11 protein-coding genes are annotated in these 16,270 nt (G+C 73.7%); 6 read left to right on the top strand and 5 right to left on the bottom strand.

Translation table 11 applies throughout. The features are described from left to right. The first annotated feature begins 104 nt into the window (after window positions 1-104). The 3 genes from AC07DO_RS16560 (at window position 105) to AC07DO_RS16570 (ending at window position 3,804) form a co-directional block, all read left to right on the top strand. Window positions 105-974, top strand: a complete 870-nt coding sequence (locus tag AC07DO_RS16560) for a LysR family transcriptional regulator (RefSeq protein ID WP_479060224.1) — start codon at window positions 105-107, stop codon at window positions 972-974. 1,135 nt (window positions 975-2,109) lie between these two features. Continuing rightward, a complete protein-coding gene (locus AC07DO_RS16565; protein ID WP_479060226.1) occupies window positions 2,110-2,616 on the top strand; it encodes a PDZ domain-containing protein in 507 nt (168 codons plus the stop codon). A gap of 63 nt (window positions 2,617-2,679) precedes the next feature. Then, complete coding sequence (locus AC07DO_RS16570; RefSeq protein ID WP_479060228.1) at window positions 2,680-3,804, top strand: aminopeptidase P family protein; 1,125 nt, start codon at window positions 2,680-2,682, stop codon at window positions 3,802-3,804. Window positions 3,805-3,874: 70 nt separating this feature from the next. Here AC07DO_RS16570 and AC07DO_RS16575 read toward each other — a convergent pair whose 3' ends face one another. Then, window positions 3,875-4,888 carry an aldo/keto reductase gene (locus AC07DO_RS16575; protein WP_479060230.1) on the bottom strand — a complete coding sequence of 338 codons (1,014 nt, stop codon included), beginning with the start codon at window positions 4,886-4,888 and terminating at the stop codon, window positions 3,875-3,877. A 29-nt stretch (window positions 4,889-4,917) separates the two neighbouring features. Next, window positions 4,918-6,663: a malto-oligosyltrehalose trehalohydrolase gene (gene treZ, locus AC07DO_RS16580; protein ID WP_479060232.1), complete on the bottom strand. Its 1,746-nt coding sequence runs from the start codon at window positions 6,661-6,663 to the stop codon at window positions 4,918-4,920. A gap of 155 nt (window positions 6,664-6,818) precedes the next feature. Here treZ and AC07DO_RS16585 point away from each other — a divergent pair, with 155 nt between their 5' ends. Further along, on the top strand, window positions 6,819-7,370 hold the full coding sequence (locus AC07DO_RS16585; RefSeq protein WP_479060234.1) for an FHA domain-containing protein: 552 nt from the start codon (window positions 6,819-6,821) through the stop codon (window positions 7,368-7,370). Window positions 7,371-7,396: 26 nt separating this feature from the next. Here the strand turns inward: AC07DO_RS16585 and AC07DO_RS16590 are convergent, their stop codons facing one another. Further along, window positions 7,397-8,674, bottom strand: a complete 1,278-nt coding sequence (locus AC07DO_RS16590) for a M14 family zinc carboxypeptidase (RefSeq protein ID WP_479060713.1) — start codon at window positions 8,672-8,674, stop codon at window positions 7,397-7,399. 409 nt (window positions 8,675-9,083) lie between these two features. Here AC07DO_RS16590 and AC07DO_RS16595 point away from each other — a divergent pair, with 409 nt between their 5' ends. Next, a complete protein-coding gene (locus AC07DO_RS16595; protein ID WP_479060236.1) occupies window positions 9,084-10,154 on the top strand; it encodes a cytochrome P450 in 1,071 nt (356 codons plus the stop codon). On the opposite strand, the gene treY is transcribed toward AC07DO_RS16595, so the two are convergent. Next, window positions 10,090-12,609 (bottom strand): malto-oligosyltrehalose synthase, encoded by a 2,520-nt coding sequence (gene treY, locus AC07DO_RS16600; RefSeq protein ID WP_479060714.1) that lies wholly within the window; start codon window positions 12,607-12,609, stop codon window positions 10,090-10,092. The genes AC07DO_RS16595 and treY overlap by 65 nt on opposite strands. Before the next feature lie 90 nt (window positions 12,610-12,699). Between treY and AC07DO_RS16605 the strand changes: the two genes are divergently transcribed. Further along, complete coding sequence (locus AC07DO_RS16605) at window positions 12,700-14,055, top strand: MFS transporter (RefSeq protein WP_479060238.1); 1,356 nt, start codon at window positions 12,700-12,702, stop codon at window positions 14,053-14,055. Here the strand turns inward: AC07DO_RS16605 and glgX are convergent. Next, on the bottom strand, window positions 14,009-16,117 hold the full coding sequence (gene glgX, locus AC07DO_RS16610) for a glycogen debranching protein GlgX (protein WP_479060240.1): 2,109 nt from the start codon (window positions 16,115-16,117) through the stop codon (window positions 14,009-14,011). The genes AC07DO_RS16605 and glgX overlap by 47 nt on opposite strands. Window positions 16,118-16,270 lie beyond the last annotated feature (153 nt).

The raw sequence follows: 16,270 nt of genomic DNA on the forward strand, positions 1-16,270 counted from the left end.
CCTTGCTGCCTTGCTGCCTTGCTGCCTTGCTGGCTGACTGGCTGACCGGCAGGGAAGCAACCCTGACGACCGGGCCTCCGCCGAGCTGGAGGATCCTTGCGGCCATGGACCCGCACCTCCTGCGCACGTACGTCACGGTGGCTCGCCTCGCCTCCTTCTCCGAGGCGGCCCGCGAGCTCGGCTACACCCAGTCCGCCGTCTCCCAGCACATCGCCGCCCTGGAGCAGGACCTCGGCGCGGCACTGTTCACCCGCCGGCCGGTGGCCCCCACCCCGGCGGGCACCCGTCTCCTGGAGCACGCGGGCCCGCTGCTGCTGCGCCTGGACGCGGCCCGCGCGGAGGTCGTCCGCATGGCGACCGCCCCCGAGCAAGGGCTGACGCTCGCGGCCACGTCGACCGCGCTGACCCCGCGTACGGTCCGGGCGCTCCCCACGGCGGGCGTCACCCTCTCCGTGCTGCCTCGCGACGAGATCCCCGTGGCTGTCGCGACGGGCGCGGCCGACGTGGGCCTGGTCGACGGTCTCGCGGCGCCCAGTGACCCGCTGCGCCTGCCGGACGTCGCCCCGCTGGGCGTGCGCGGTCTGACGGAGGAACCCGTGGCCGTGCTCCTCACCGAGGATCACCCGCTGGCCCGCCGCACGGGTCTGCGCCTCGGGGACCTCGTGGACGCCCGCTGGATCGACGCCCCGGACACGGGGCTGCCGCTGGCCCAACTCCGCGCCGCGTCCGGCACGTCCGGCTTCCGCCCCGCCCTGCGCTACGACGGCACGGACCTGCGCACCCTCACCGCACTGGTCGCCGCGGGCCACGGCCTCGCACTGCTGCCGCGGTGGGTGGCGGCGGAGGCTCGTGGCACCGTCGCCGTACCCCTGACGACACCCCGCGTCGTCCACCGCACGGAACTTCTCCACGCCGGCACCCTGCGCGGCCCGGCCCAAACGCTGACCGCACAGCTGGATGTCACCCGTTCGTGAGGCGTCGACGCGGGGTCACTCCGGGTAGAGCTGTGGCCGGAGGCGAGCCATGGATCACACCACGTTGCGTCCCAAGCCGATGCCGGGCAGGGAACCCGCCCGGGATTCCGACCAGGACCCCGCCGAGAACCCTGACCAGGACGCGGGTTGGGGCTCCGGCCAGGACGTGGCGGCCGGGACTTCTGACCGAGACGACGGCTGGAGTTCGGGGGAGGGGTCTGCCGGGGGGCGGGGCCGGAGTCGGGGGCGTGACCGCGGTCAGGGTGCGGGCTGGGGGCCTGGTGAGGGGCCGGGGGAGAGTCTTGGCGAGGATGCGGGTTGGGGCTCTGGCCGGAATTCGGGTGGGGCCACTGATCGCGATGTGGGCTGGGGTGGGGGCGAGGGGTTCGCCGGGGGGCGGGGCCATGGTCAGGGTGCGGGCTGGGGTTCTGGTGAGGGCTCGGGGCGGAGTCTTGGCGAGGATGCGGGGCGGGGTTCCGGTCAGGGGGTGGTTGGGGCCATTGACCGTGACGTGGGCTGGGGTGGGGGCGAGGGGTTCGGCGGCGGGGGGCGTGGTCGGGGTCAGGGTGCGGGCTGGGGGCCTGGTGAGGGGCTGGGGGAGAGTCTTGGCCAGGGTGCGGGGCGGGGGGTTGGTCAGGGTCCGGGGCGGGACTCTGACCTAGGTGACGGATGGAGTTCGGGGGACAGGCTCGATGGGGGGTGGGGCGAGGGTGCTGGGCGGGGCCCCGAGCGGGGTCTGGGGCAGGGGGCTGATCAGGTTCCGGGCCGGAACCCTGGCCGTGACGTCGGTCGGAGTCCTGGTCACCGCCTCCGGCAGGATCACGGCCGAGAGCCCGGTCAAGGGGAGCCCGGTCAAGGGGAGCCCGGTCAAGGGGGGCCCGGTCAAGGGGAGCCCGGTCAAGGGGGGCCCGGTCAAGGGGGGCCCGGTCAAGGGGAGCGTCGGAACCCCGGTCGGCATGCCGCTCCGGGGGCCGGCGAGCCCGGCAGCCCGGGGGCACGTCCCCGTGGGGGCCAGCGCCAGGGCCGCGGTACGGATCCGGGCCCGGAGCGTCCGGCGCCCGCCAACCGGTTCCGCCGGTTGCCCAAGCGCCGCGCAACCCATCGCCCGCACGCCGCCCGGCGTCGCGGCAGGCGGTTGACGACCCTGCTCTTCGGGCTCCTCTGCGCGGCCGCTCTCGTGCTCTCGGGCATCGGCATCGGAACCGTGAGCGCCACCGTCATCGGTATGAGCAAGCTCGCAGGGATGCGGAAAGCGGCGGCCGGCCCCGCCGGGCCGGAGGCCGCCCCCGGCTCCACCGCACCGCTGACCGGCCCGAAGAGGCCCGAGCCCAGCCCCCGCGCCCCCCACCCCCCGGAGCCACGTCCGCACCCTCCCGCCGCCGCCCTCGGCATCGAGGCCGTCGACGCCCCCCGGGGCGCGGGCGCCCTGCTCGTCGGCGTGCACGTGCCCGGGCCCGGGCACGCCGCGGGACTCGTGCGCGGCGACACCGTGCTCGTGTTCGGCGGAACCCGGATCGACTCGGCCGCCGAGCTCGCGGCCGTGATCGGTGCGGCGCGGCCCGGCAGGACCGTGACCCTGACGGTGCGCCACGACAGCGGCGCGCGCCAGGTTCTGGCGGCGCGGCCCGGCGTCGTGACCTGACCCGGGTTCGCGGTCGCGCGCGGCGAGGGGCAGGATCTCTGGCGTGGACAACAGGAGGTCACCATGAGCAGCGCTCCCGCGCCCTTCACCGCCGACGACTACCGAGCACGCATGGAGCGAGCCGCCGCCGAGGCCGCGAGCGCGGGTCTGGCGGGTGTGCTCGTCGCCCCGGGGCCCGACCTCGTGTGGCTCACCGGCTACCGGCCGACCGCGGACACCGAGCGGCTGACGCTCCTCGTGCTCGCGGCCGGGCAGGACCCCGTGCTCGTCGTGCCGACCCTGGAGGCCCCGGACGCGGCGCGCGCCGTCGGCGCGTCCGCGCTCACCCTGCGGGACTGGACCGACGGCAAGGATCCGTATGCCGTCACCGCGCCCCTCCTGGACGTATCGGGTCGCTTCGGAGTGAGCGACAACGCCTGGGCGATGCACCTGCTCGGCTTCCAGCAGGCGCTGCCCGGCACCTCCTACGTATCGCTCACGCAGGCGCTGCCCATGCTCCGCGCGGTCAAGGACGAGGCCGAGCTCGAGCGCCTCGCGGCGGCGGGCGCGGCGGCCGACGCGGCGTACGAGGAGATCCAGAAGGTGCCCTTCGCGGGCCGCAGGGAGACGGACGTCGCCGGCGATCTCGCGGACCTGCTGCGGCGGTTCGGGCACTCCCAGGTGGACTTCACCGTCGTCGGCTCGGGCCCGAACGGTGCCAATCCGCACCACGAGGCGGGCGACCGCGTCATCGAGCGGGGCGACATGGTCGTCCTCGACTTCGGCGGGCTGCTGCACGGCTACGGCTCGGACACCTCCCGCACCGTCCACGTGGGGGAGCCGACCGCCGAGGAGCAGCGCGTCCACGACGTGGTGCGTGAGGCGCAGGCGGCCGGCTGCGCGGCGGTGCGGCCCGGCGCGGCTTGCCAGGACATCGACCGCGCGGCCCGCGACGTGATCACCGAGTTCGGCTACGGCGAGTACTTCATCCACCGCACCGGACACGGCATCGGCGTCACCACCCACGAACCGCCCTACATGATCGAGGGCGAGGAGCAGCCGCTCGTGCCCGGCATGTGCTTCTCCGTGGAGCCGGGCATCTATCTGCCGGGCCGCTTCGGAGTGCGCATCGAGGACATCGTGACGGTCACCGAGGACGGCGGGCGGCGGCTCAACACCACCGCCCGCGAGATGGCGATCGTCGACTGAGGCACAAGAGACTGGGGCACGGACGACTGGCGCGCAGGCGGCTGCGCGCCAGTCGCCCGCCGGGCAGCGGTCAGCCGGTGTCCGTGCGGGGCCCGGTGCGCGGTTCGCGGCCCGGGTAGTGCGCGAGCACGTTGTACGGGTACGGCAGCGGCCGCGCGCTCGCCTCCGTGAGCCGCTCCCGCTGCCCGGGCGTCAACTCCCAGTCCACGCAGCCGAGGTTGTCGGTCAGCTGCTCGACGGAGCGCGCCCCGACGATCGGCGCGGTCACACCGGGCTGCTGGAGGAGCCAGCGCAGTGCCACCTGCGCCGGGGAGCGCCCGGTCTCCCCGGCGACCTCCAGGACCGCGTCGACGACCCGCCAGGTGTCCTCCGTGGCCCGCTCCTCCCAGCTGTCCGCGCCCCGCGTGCCCTCCGGCGGGGCCGCCATGCCCCGCCGGAACTTGCCCGAGAGCCAGCCGCCGTGCAGCGGGCTGTACGGGATGACGCCGACGCCCTCCGCCTCGCTGAGCGGCAGCAGCTCCCACTCGATGTCGCGCCCGAGCAGGTTGTAGAACGGCTGAAGGCACGCGTACGGCTCCCAGCCGTGCGCCCGTGCCACGTCGAGGGCCTTCTGCAGCTGCGCTCCGGAGTGGTTGCTCGCCCCGAGGTAGCGCACCTTGCCCGCCTTCACGAGGGTGTCCAGGGTGGACAGGGTCTCCTCGACGGGCGTCGTCGCGTCCCACACGTGCGTCTGGTAGAGGTCGATGTAGTCGGTGCCGAGCCGCCGCAGGCTCGCGTCGACCGCCGACACGATGTGCTTCCGGCTCAGCCCGCCCGCGTTCGGCGCGTCGCTCATCGTGGCGAACACCTTCGTGGCGACGACGAGTTCGTCCCTGCGTCGGCCCTTGAGCCAGCGGCCGAGGATGTCCTCCGACAGGCCGCGTCCGTACATGTCGGCCGTGTCGATGAACGTGCCGCCGGCCTCCGTGAACGTGTCCAGCATGCGGTGCGACGTCGCCTCGTCCGCGCCGCTGCCGAACGTCATCGCGCCGAAGCAGAGTTCGCTGACGCGCAGACCGGTCCGGCCCAGAAATCGTTGCTTCATGATCCGCCTCCCGAACGTGGGCCCCGAGGTTACGCGGTCGCCAGGATCACGCACGATTCGGCCGGCAGGCGCACCACTCCGTCCGCGTCCGGGGCCTCGACCGGCTCCCACGCGGCGAGCACGCGCGCGTGGCGCCCGTCCAGCGGCACGGTGACGGGCTCCCTGCCGAAGTTCACGGCGATCCGCAGATCCCCGCGCCGGAACGCGAACCAGCGGGCCCCCTCGTCGTACGCGACCCGCACCGCCGCCAGATCGGGGTCGGTCAGGTCGCCGCGGGTGCGCCGCAGGGCGATCAGCTCCCGGTGCCAGGCGAGGAGGCGCGCGTGGTGGCCCTCCGCGGGCTCGGACCAGTCCAGGCAGGACCGCTCACGGGTCCCGTGGTCCTGCGGGTCGGGGATGTCCTCCTCGGCCCATCCGTGCGCCGCGAACTCCCTGCGCCTGCCCCGGCGCACGGCCTCGGCGAGCTCGGGGTCCGTGTGGTCGGTGAAGAACTGCCAGGGCGTCGTGGCGCCCCACTCCTCGCCCATGAACAGCATCGGCGTGAACGGGCTCGTCAGGGTGAGCGCGGCCGCGCAGGCGAGCAGGCCGGGGGAGAGGGAGGCCGAAAGGCGGTCCCCCAGGGCGCGGTTGCCGACCTGATCGTGCGTCTGCGCGTAGCCGAGGAAGCGGTACGCGGGAGTACGCGCGCGGTCCACGGGACGTCCGTGGACGCGGCCCCGGAACGTCGAGTACGTCCCGTCGTGGAAGAAGCCGTGTGTCAGCGTCTTGGCGAGCGCCGCCAGCGGGGCGCGCGCGAAGTCCTCGTAGTAACCCTGCGCCTCACCCGTGAGCGTGGTGTGCAGCGCATGGTGGAAGTCGTCGTTCCACTGTGCCTGGAGACCGAGGCCGCCCCTCACGCGCGGGGTGACGATCCGCGGGTCGCCCAGGTCCGACTCGGCGATCAGGGACAGCGGCCGGTCGAGCTCGTTGGCCAAGGAGTCCACGGCCACGGAGAGTTCCTCCAGGAAGTGGCACGCGCGCGTGTCGACCAGCGCGTGCACCGCGTCGAGGCGGAGGCCGTCGATACGGTAGTCGCGCAGCCATGCCAGGGCGCTGCCGATCAGGTACGCGCGCACCTCGTCCGAGCCGGGCGCGTCCAGGTTGACGGCGGCGCCCCACGGCGTCTGGTGCGTCTCGGTGAAGTACGGCCCGAACGCGGGCAGGTAGTTGCCTGACGGGCCGAGGTGGTTGTGGACCACGTCCAGGACGACGCCGAGGCCGTGCGCGTGCGCCGCGTCGACAAATCGTTTCAGCGCCTCGGGCCCGCCGTACGGCTCGTGCACCGCCCAGAGCGACACGCCCTCGTACCCCCAGCCGTACCGCCCGGGGAACGGGCACAGCGGCATCAGCTCCACGTGCGTGATGCCCAGCTCCGCGAGGTGCCCGAGCCGGTCCGCCGCCGCGTCGAGCGTCCCTTCGCGCGTGTACGTCCCCACGTGCAGCTCGTACAGGACCGCGTCCCGCACCCCGCGCCCCGCCCACGGCGTGCGCCACGCGTACCGGTCGTGGTCGACGACCGCGCTGAGGCCGTCGGGCCCCTCCGGCTGGCGGCGCGAGCGCGGGTCGGGCAGGACGGGTCCTCCGTCCACCGAGAAGCCGTAACGGGTGCCGTCCTCGGCCGCCGCTTCCCCCGTCCACCACCCCGCGCGGTCCCCGTCGCGCTCCAGCGCGCGCGTGGACCCCGCGCACTCCAGTACGACCCGCTCGGCCTCCGGCGCCCACACTTCGAACCTCACCGACGGTTCTCCCTCGTCCGCTGTCCGTCACCCCGTGTGTCCCATGGTGCGTCAGAAACCCGCGGTCCGTGGGGGGATCCGCCCGGGAAACGATCGAACACCGATCGAACTTACCGTTCTGGACACCCGGGCCGCGAGTGACGGACAATTCCCCGGTGACATCCTCTTTCGAGTTCTCCACGTACCCCGCGCGGGTGACGGACGCGGAGCGCGACCGGGCGCTGGACGCACTCAAGGAGGGCGCGGCCGTCGGCAGGCTCTCGCACGACACGTTCCTGCGGCGCATGGAGCTCGTGCTCGCCGCCAGGCGGCCCGACGAACTGGCCGCACTCACCGACGACCTGCGGACCGAGGGCCGCTGGTCGCGCATGGTGCTCGGCGGCGTGGGCGCGGTCTCCGGGTTCACGATGAAGCTGCGCAGGGCCTGGCAGGCCGAGCGCCTGCCGAAGCTGCTGCTGCCCTCGCCCGACAGCGCCTTCCCGCTGCGGATCGGCCGCGATCCCGCCAACGGCCTGCGGCTGAGCCACGACACGGTGTCCCGGGTCCACGCCGAGCTGCGGCGGCAGGGCGGCATGTGGGTGCTGCGCGACCTCGGCTCGACCAACGGCACGTCCGTGAACGGCCGCAGGGTGACCGGTTCGGCGATCGTCCGGGACGGCGACTCGGTGAGCTTCGGCCGAATGGCGTTCCGCCTCTCGACGAGCTGAACACCGCTTGCGGGCACGGGCGGCGGTCAGTCCGTCGCGCGGCCGCCGTCGGCCTCCACGCGCGCGTGCCACGCCGCCGCGACCGTGGTGCGCGACTGGTGTTCCACCTGGTGCTCCAGCGGGACCCAGCGGGCTCTGAACCGTTCGGCGAACGCCTCGCTCCACTGCGCCACGAGCAGTTCCAGGCGCGGCGCCGCCCGGTCGCCCGCCTCGTCGAGGACCCGCAGCAGCATCGCGGCGGCCCGCAACGGCAGACGTCTGCCGAAGGCGTCGACGCTCCCGATGTACGCCCGGGACGTACCCGCGGGCGGCAGCCGCCGCCAGTCGTCGGCGAGGCCGGGGACCAACGCGAGCGCCCACCGCGCGGCCCGCAGCAGCGGCCCGTCGACGCCGCCACCCGCGCCGTCCCGGGACAGGCGCGGCAGGGCCTCGGCCAGGATGTCCTCGACGAGCCGCGCGTCGCGCCGCAGCCGGCCCGCGAGCGCCCGCATCGCCAGGGTGGGCGTCGGGTGCGTCTGCGGGTCGTCGACCAGGTCGCTGGCCCACATCGGGACCTCGATGATCGCGGTGCGTCCGCCGTAGCGGTGGGCGCGGTGCCAGGTGGTGCGCCGGGCGTCCTCGGGCAGGCTCGGGTACGCCGCGTCCGTGCCGGGCAGCGGCAGCACGTGGACGCCCGGTCCCGAGACCGGCCAGCCCGCGGCGTCCGACGCCCCCGTCTCCACCGGAATGTGCAGTTCCGCAGCCGACTTGACGAACGGCTCCGCGAGGCCGGGGATGTCCTTCGTGAGCTGTACCCAGCTGCCGCCCAGGTCGGTGCTGTGCAACGACACTTGTAAGTAGGGGCGCAGCCGGTCGATGACGGCGGACAGGGCGCGGGTCTCCGGCGGCAGCCGGTCGGGCGGCAGCACGGAGGGCGACCACTCCGGCTGCTCGGGTCCCGCGGGGCGGTAGAAGTTCCGGTGGTAGTCCAGGAGCGTGCGGGGAGCGGGTGTGCGGTGCAGGCTGGCGCCGTCCGGGTCCGCGCAGAGCAGGAAGTGCCAGGAGGTGTCGCCGCGCAGCCGAGGATCGCGCAGGGTCCGTTCCGCGAGGTGCAGCAGCGTGGAACCGCCGGCCGGCTCGTTGGCGTGCGCGCCCGCGACGACGAGGACGGCGCGTGGGTGGTGTCCTACGGAGAGCAGGTGCAGGGGCCGTCCCGCGCGCGAGGTGCCCACTTCGCGCAGGGAGGCGAGCCCGGGACGGTGGGCTGCCAACTGTCGTGCGGAAAGGACGAGTTCAGGAACACTCGGGTAGTGCTGCACCGCCAGTTGGCCCCCCGTCCGGTTCACCACCGAGGCAATCGCAGTACCCCATGCCCCGACAGACGTGTCAAGGACGCGTCCGCCGGACCGACGTGACGGCGGCCCTCACTCGAACGGTCGTACGCGGACTGCGGCGGAGGCCGCGAAGTGGTCCTCTGGAACACACCCGCGCGGCCGCTCGCCGCGCCGACGCACAGGTGGGAGCCCCGCGGTGCGCTGCCCTCCCGTCCCACCGGACGGTCCGATACCTCCGCCGGAAACACATCCCGCGCCGCGCGTGCCGACCGCGGTGAGCACCGGCTCCGCACCGGCCGCGGTCCGTCCGCCGCCGTTCATGTCGTGCGCTCCCGCGGACACCCGGCCCCGGGCACCGCGGCCGCCCCGGGCGGTGCCGCCCAGCCTCGTGTCGCCCGGTGTGGCGAGCGACCCGTACCCCGTGTTCCGGGTGCTGCGGGAGAGTTTCCCGCTGGTAAGGGACGAACTGCTCGGGGCATGGGTCGTGAGCCGGTACGGGGACGTGTGCGGGACGCTCGTCCAGGAGGGGCTCGTCGCGGTGCCGCCGGGACGGACCCTCACGCACATGGAGGGCGACACGCACCGCGCCCACCGCGCCCTGGTCGAACCCGCGCTGCGGGGCCGCGCCGTCGCCGCGCTGGCCGCGGGAGCCTCGCGCACCGCCTACGTCCTGGCCCGCCGCATCGCCGCCCGCGAGGAGGCAGACCTCTTCACCGAGTTCTGCCAGTGGCTGCCGACCGCCGCGGTCATGGCGGCCCTGGGGCTGCCCTACGAAGACACCGCCCGCGTCCAGGAGTGGTGCCGCGGCGGCCTCACCCACCTCGGCGGCCACCACCACGAACTGGACGCCTGCCTGCGTCCGCATCTGGCGCACCGCAGAGCCCACCCGGGCACCGACCTGCTCTCCGTGCTGTGCGGCGCCGAGGTGGACGGCAGGCCGCTCTCCGACGAGGCCGTGTGCGGACTCGTCGGCTCGCTGCTCGGCGGGGGCGGAGAGGCCACCGCACTCGCGTTCGCCTCGTTCCTCGCCAACCTCCTCGACGACCCCGACCAGCTGGCCCTCGTACGAGAACGGCGCACACTGATCCCCGCCGCCTGGGCGGAGTCCCTGCGCCGCGATCCGCCCGCCCCCGTCGTGCTGCGCCGAGCGGTCCGCCAGGTCACCGTGGGCGGCGCGCCCCTGCCCGCGGGGACGGTCGTGGCGTGTCTGGTCGGCGCCGCGAACCGGGACCCCGCCCGGTTCACCCACCCCGACCGCTACGACATCCTCCGCTCGGACCCCGGCCGCCTCGCCTTCGGCACCGGCCGCCACGCCTGCCCGGGCGCCGAGCTCGCCGCCCGCACCGCCGAGTACGGCCTGCGCGCCCTGCTCGACGCCCTGCCGGGCCTGCGCTGGGCGCCCGGCTTCAGACCGGCTCCCCGGGGGCTGCTGACCCGCGGTCCGCGGACTCTCCTCGTACGTCCCCGGTAGGAGACCCACCGGCCTCCCCGGCCGCGGCGGCACGCGCGAGGAGCGCCACCGGCGACGTGGCGAACAGCTCCTCCACGCGCGCGTGCCCCTCGAACTCCCGCCCCGGAGCGAGCAGATCTGCCCACCGGCCCGGCGGGAGCGCGAGATCCGTCCCGCGCCAGCCACCCGCGTCCGCGAGCCGCAGCGACAGCCGCGTCACGGCGGTCACGATCTCCCCGGAGCGGACGAACGCCACACAGTGCCCGGCGCCAGGACCCTCGGCGGTCAGCGGCTCGTACGTCGCCGCGCCCCCGAACAGCTCGGGCCGCCGCCCGCGCAGCCGCAGCGCCGTCGCCGTGAGCGCCAGCTTCTCCTCCGAGAGGTCCCAGCGTTCCCGCTGGGAGTCGAGTCGCTCCAGGACGTGCGGCTGGAAGCGGGCGGGCCGCCGGTTGTCCGGGTCGACCAGCGCGCGGTACTCGCCCTCCGTGCCCTGGTAGACGTCGGGCACGCCGGGCATCGTCAGGTGCAGCAGCGCCGCCCCCAGGACGTTCGCCCGCACATGGGCGTCCATCTCCCGCGCGAAGGACGCCACCGCGTACAGAGGCGGCCCGCAGGGACCCGCCTCCACGAACGCGGCCACCGCCTTCTCGTACGCCTCGTTCTGCTCGGTCCAGCTCGTGTGCAGGCCCGCCTCGCGCACATGCTTCAGGAGGGCGTTCTGCAGCCGCTGGTCGTAGGGGAAGCCGAAGCCGACGGCCGTCTGCCAGGCCGCCCAGGCCAGTTGGGGGTCGGGCGCGCCCGTGCCGCCCATGCGCGAGGTCTGCTCGGTGACCTCGGCGAGCAGGTCGGCCCACTGGCCCGGGCACTGCGTCAGGACCGAGATGCCCGCCCGCACGTCCGCGCTGCGCTTGGTGTCGTGCGTCGTCAGGACGGTGCCCGAGTAGGGCCAGTCGCGCTGCACGCGCGCGCAGTACGCGTGGAACTCCTCCACGGGCACCGCGGGCCGCTCGGGGGCGCCGCCCACCTCCGCCGCCGACAGCAGCGGCGCGTGCCGGTAGAACGCCGTGTCCTCGACGGCCTTGGCGCGCAACGCCGACGCGGTCTGCGCGAACCGCGCACGGAACTCCGCCATGGCGTCGGCGGCCTCCGCGGCCTCTCCGACGGCCCCGATGCGGCCCAGCGCCAAGTCCCGCACGACATCGACCGCGCGGGCCTCCTCGGGCACGCTGAAGGCCGCCCTGGCCTCTTCGGCGGCCTGCGGGGTGAGGACCGTGTCGGGTGCGTCGCCCCCGGACACGTACGGCCGGTAGACGGGAAGCCGGACGAGCAGCTCCCTGAGGGCGGTGCGCAGCGTCCACGGCGCGTGGTCGCGCAGCGAGGGGACGGCCGCGCAGATCGCGCCCGCCGCGCGCGTGAGGCGGTCCACCTCGGCGGCCAGTTCGCGCGTGACGACCTTGTACGCGGCCCGGCGCACCGTCGCGTCCCAGTCGCCGCCCCGGTCGGCGGGCGCCGCGGCGAAGCGCCGGAACTGGCCGAGGAGTTCACCGGCGCCGGCCGGGTCGGCGAGGACGCCGTCGATGTGGCGCAGCGCGTCGTAGCCGGTGGTGCCGGCCACGGGCCAGGCCGCGGGCAGGCGCTCGCCGTCGGCGAGGATCTTCTCGACGACCGTCCACCGCCCGCCGGTCGCCTCGTGCAGCTTCTGGAGGTACGCCCCGGGGTCCGCGAGACCGTCCGGATGGTCGATCCGCAGCCCGTCGACGACCCCCTCGCGCAGCAGCCGCAGGATCTTCCCGTGTGTCGCGTCGAAGACGTCCGGGTCCTCGACGCGCACCCCGATGAGATCGGAGATGGTGAAGAAGCGCCGGTAGTTGAGCTCGGTGCGGGCCAGCCGCCACCAGGACAGGCGGTACCACTGCGCGTCCAGGAGCTGGGGAAGCGGCAGCTCCGCCGTGCCCTCCCGGATGGGGAACGCGTGTTCGTGATAGCGCAGTACGTCGCCGTCGACCCGCAGCTGACCGAGCTCCTCGCCGAGCCTGCCGCCGAGGAAGGGCAGCAGGACGCGCCCGCCGCCCGCGTCCCAGTCGATGTCGAACCAGCGCGCGTAGGGCGAGCGGGGTCCCTCGCGCAGCACCTCCCACAGGGCGTGGTTGTGGCGCGGCACCGCAGCCATGTGGTTCGGCACGATGTCCACGACCAGACCGAGCCCGGACTGCCGGGCGGTGCGGGACAGGGCCCGCAGCCCGTCCTCGCCGCCCAGTTCCTCCCGCACGCGCGCGTGGTCCACGACGTCGTAGCCGTGCGTGGAGCCGGGGACCGCCTCGAGCACCGGTGACAGGTGCAGATGCGAGACACCGAGCGAGGCCAGATGGGGGACGGCCGCCTCGGCGGCCGCGAAGGGGAAGTCCGGCTGCAACTGCAACCGGTACGTGGCGGTGGGCGGCGGCGGTACCGCGGGGCCGGGGCGCTCCGGCGTCATGCGCGTCATGCGAACGTACGTACCCGCTCGGGAGGCTTTCGTGTCATCGACTCATGCGTGTCGGGACGACGGCGTCGTTAGCGTCGGACGATGGCTGAGAACACACGGGACGCGTACCGCACAGTGCTCCGGATGACGGGGACACCGCTCCCCGTCGTGTCGTTCCTCGGCAGACTTCCCGTGGCGATGATCCAGTTCGGCAGTGTGCTGCTGGTGACCGAGACCAGCGGATCGCTGGCCACCGGCGGGATCGTCGCCTGCGCGCTCGCGCTCGGCCAGGTGACCCTGGGCCCGTTCGTCGGGCGCCTCGCGGACCGGCGCGGCCAGCGCTCCGTGGTCCTCGTCTTCTCCCTCGTCAACGCCGTGGCCATCGCGGCGTACACCCTGGGCGCCCTCGCCGACCTGCCCACACCGGCCCTCGTCGCCCTCGGCGTTCTGGCGGGCGCGACGATCCCGGGCATCGGCCCGCTGGCGAGGGCCCGTGTCGTCCCGCTGGTCCGCGCCAAGGGCGGCGACGACCGGCTCGCCGGGACCGTGCTGTCCCTGGAGAGCACCATGGACGAGCTGTCCTTCGTGCTCGGCCCCGCCCTGGTGGGCCTCGCCTCCGTCGCGGGACACCCGGCGTACGCCTTCGGCCTCGCCTCGCTCCTGGTCGCCGTCTGCGGCACGGCCTTCGCCCTGCACCCGACGGGACGTACACCCGGTGCGGTCCCGGAAAACCCCGCACGCGCGCGTGGCGGACGCCCGCGCCTCCCGCGCTCCGTGTACGTGGTGCGCGTGGGGCTCCTGTTCCTGGGGGTGCTGCTCGGCGCCTGCGGCGCGGGCATCACCGCGCTCACCGACGAGCTCGGCAGGCCCGGGCAGGCGGGTCTCGTGTACGCGGCGATGGGCGTCATGAGCGCGGTGGTCGGCCTCTCCATGGCCGCGCTGCCCGAGCGCTTCGGGCTGGTCGCGCGCTGGCGCGTGGCGACGGCCGCCGCCGCGCTCCTGTCGCTGCCCCTGGTGTGGACGGACAGCCTGGTGGGCCTCTACGTAGTGGTCACTCTGTTCGGCGCGATCTACGCGCCGAACCTCATCACCGGCTTCGCGCTGACCGAGCGCGCCGTGCCGCCGCGGCGGCTCGCCGAGGGCATGACGTTCGCGGCGAGCGCGTTCGTCGGGGGCCAGGCGGTGACGCTCGCGGTGGCGGGACGCCTCGCGGAGTCGCACGGCGCGGGGGCGGCGTTCACCCTCGGCAGCGCGGCCGCGGCGGTCGCGTTCGTGATCGCCCTGATCGCCCGCCCCGACCCGCACCGCCCCGACCCGCACCGCCCCGACTCGCACCGCCCCGACCCGGCACACCACCGTCAGGAACCGCCCCGCGCCGACGTCCCCGCTGGAGCGCCCCGCACCGCCACCGTCACGCCGGACGCTGCAACACCGCGAGGCTCCGGTCGGCCAGCGTGAGCCGGTCGCCCGCCCGCACCTTCGGCCCCGGCCCCGGCGGCACCCCGTCCTCGCGCGCCGTGTCGATCACGAGCTGCCACTGGTGGCCGTGATTGACCGGGACCACGAACTCGGTCGCCTCCGGGGAGGCGTTGAACAGCAGCAGGAACGAGTCGTCGGAGATCCGCTCCCCGCGCGGCCCCGGCTCCGAGATGGCGTTGCCGTTCAGGAACACGCTGAGCGCCCGAGCCTGCGACGAGTCCCAGTCCGGCTGCTCCATCTCGTCGCCCTCCGGGGTGAACCAGGCGATGTCGGACAGCTCGTCGTGCGTGCCCTGGACCGGCCTGCCGTGGAAGAACCGGCGCCTGCGGAAGACCGGATGGTCGCGCCGGAGCATCGCCATCGTCCGGGTGAAGGTGAGCAGCGAGTTCTCGCCGTCCGGCCATCGCACCCACGCCAGGTCGTTGTCCTGGCAGTACGCGTTGTTGTTGCCGGACTGCGTGCGCGCGAACTCGTCGCCGTGGCTGAGCATCGGCACGCCCTGGGAGAGCATCAGCGTGGCCGTGAAGTTCCGCATCTGCCGCGCCCGCAGCGCCAGAATGTCCGGATCATCCGTCTCGCCCTCGACGCCGCAGTTCCAGGAGCGGTTGTGGCTCTCGCCGTCCCGGTTGTGCTCGCCGTTGGCATGGTTGTGCTTCTCGTTGTACGAGACGAGGTCGTGCAGGGTGAAGCCGTCGTGACAGGTGGTGAAGTTGATGGACGCGAGCGGGCGCCGCCCGTCGTCCTGGTAGAGGTCGGACGAGCCGGTGAGGCGGGACGCGAACTCCGCGAGGGTGCGCTGTTCGCCGCGCCACAGATCGCGCACCGTGTCCCGGTACATGCCGTTCCACTCGGTCCACAGGGGCGGGAAGTTGCCCACCTGGTAGCCGCCCTCGCCGACGTCCCAGGGCTCGGCGATCAGCTTGACCTGACTGACCACCGGGTCCTGCTGTACGAGGTCGAAGAAGGACGACAGCCGGTCCACCTCGTGGAACTGGCGCGCCAGCGTCGCCGCGAGGTCGAAGCGGAACCCGTCCACATGCATGTCCGTGACCCAGTGCCGCAGCGAATCCATGATCATCTGGAGTACGTGCGGCGAGCGCATCAGGAGCGAGTTGCCGGTCCCCGTGGTGTCCATGTAGTAGCGGGGGTTGTCGGTGAGGCGGTAGTACGAGGCGTTGTCGAGGCCCTTGTAGGAGAGCGTCGGGCCCAGGTGGTTGCCCTCGGCGGTGTGGTTGTAGACGACGTCGAGGATCACCTCGATGTTCGCCTCGTGGAGCGCCTTCACGGCCTGCTTGAACTCCAGGACCTGCTCACCGCGGTCGCCCCAGGAGGCGTACGCGTTGTGCGGGGCGAAGAAGCCGATGGTGTTGTAGCCCCAGTAATTGTTCAGGCCCATGTCGACCAGACGGTGGTCGTTCACGAACTGGTGGACCGGCATCAGCTCCAGGGCGGTGACGCCGAGGCCGGTGAGGTGCTCGATGATCGCCGGGTGCGCCAGTGCCGCGTACGAGCCGCGGAGCTCCTCCGGAAGGTCCGGATGCAGCATGGTCAGGCCCTTGACGTGGGCTTCGTAGAGCACCGTTTCGTGGTACGGGGTGCGCGGGGGCCGGTCGTCGCCCCAGTCGAAGTAGGGGTTGACCACGACCGACGTCATCATGTGGGGCGCCGAGTCCATGTCGTTGCGCTCGTCGGGATCGTCGAAGTGGTAGCCGTACACCTCCTCTCCCCAGTCGATGCGCCCACTCACCGCGCGCGCGTACGGATCGAGGAGCAGCTTGGCGGAGTTGCACCGGTGCCCCTGCTCCGGTGCGTAGGGGCCGTGCGCCCGGAAGCCGTACCGCTGGCCCGGCATGATGCCGGGCAGGTACGCGTGCCGCACGAACGCGTCGGACTCGCGCAGCTCGACGGCGGTCTCCGAACCGTCGTCGTGCAGCAGACACAGCTCCACTCGCTCTGCGGCCTCGGAGAAGACCGCGAAATTCGTGCCCGCTCCGTCGTACGTGGCACCTAAGGGATACGCCTGCCCAGGCCAGACCTGCATGTATACGACTCTTCCACTCACGCCCCCTCGACTTGGGGCCACTTCGGCCAGAGTGTGCCCAAAAGTGGGGCAACCACCCAGGAGTTGTACCCGTCTAACCGTCTGACCACATACTCGGCATGCCCATGAATGGGGCGCCAGGGGAGTAGGGGG

The organism is Streptomyces sp. NPDC045678 (assembly GCF_056432085.1).

Coding starts and splice junctions, on each gene's coding strand:
- AC07DO_RS16605 (WP_479060238.1), top strand. CDS start 12,700: ATGGCTGAGAACACACGGGACGCGTACCGCACAGTGCTCCGGATGACG.
- treY (WP_479060714.1), bottom strand. CDS start 12,609: ATGACGCCGGAGCGCCCCGGCCCCGCGGTACCGCCGCCGCCCACCGCC.
- glgX (WP_479060240.1), bottom strand. CDS start 16,117: ATGCAGGTCTGGCCTGGGCAGGCGTATCCCTTAGGTGCCACGTACGAC.
- AC07DO_RS16575 (WP_479060230.1), bottom strand. CDS start 4,888: ATGAAGCAACGATTTCTGGGCCGGACCGGTCTGCGCGTCAGCGAACTC.
- AC07DO_RS16560 (WP_479060224.1), top strand. CDS start 105: ATGGACCCGCACCTCCTGCGCACGTACGTCACGGTGGCTCGCCTCGCC.
- AC07DO_RS16570 (WP_479060228.1), top strand. CDS start 2,680: ATGAGCAGCGCTCCCGCGCCCTTCACCGCCGACGACTACCGAGCACGC.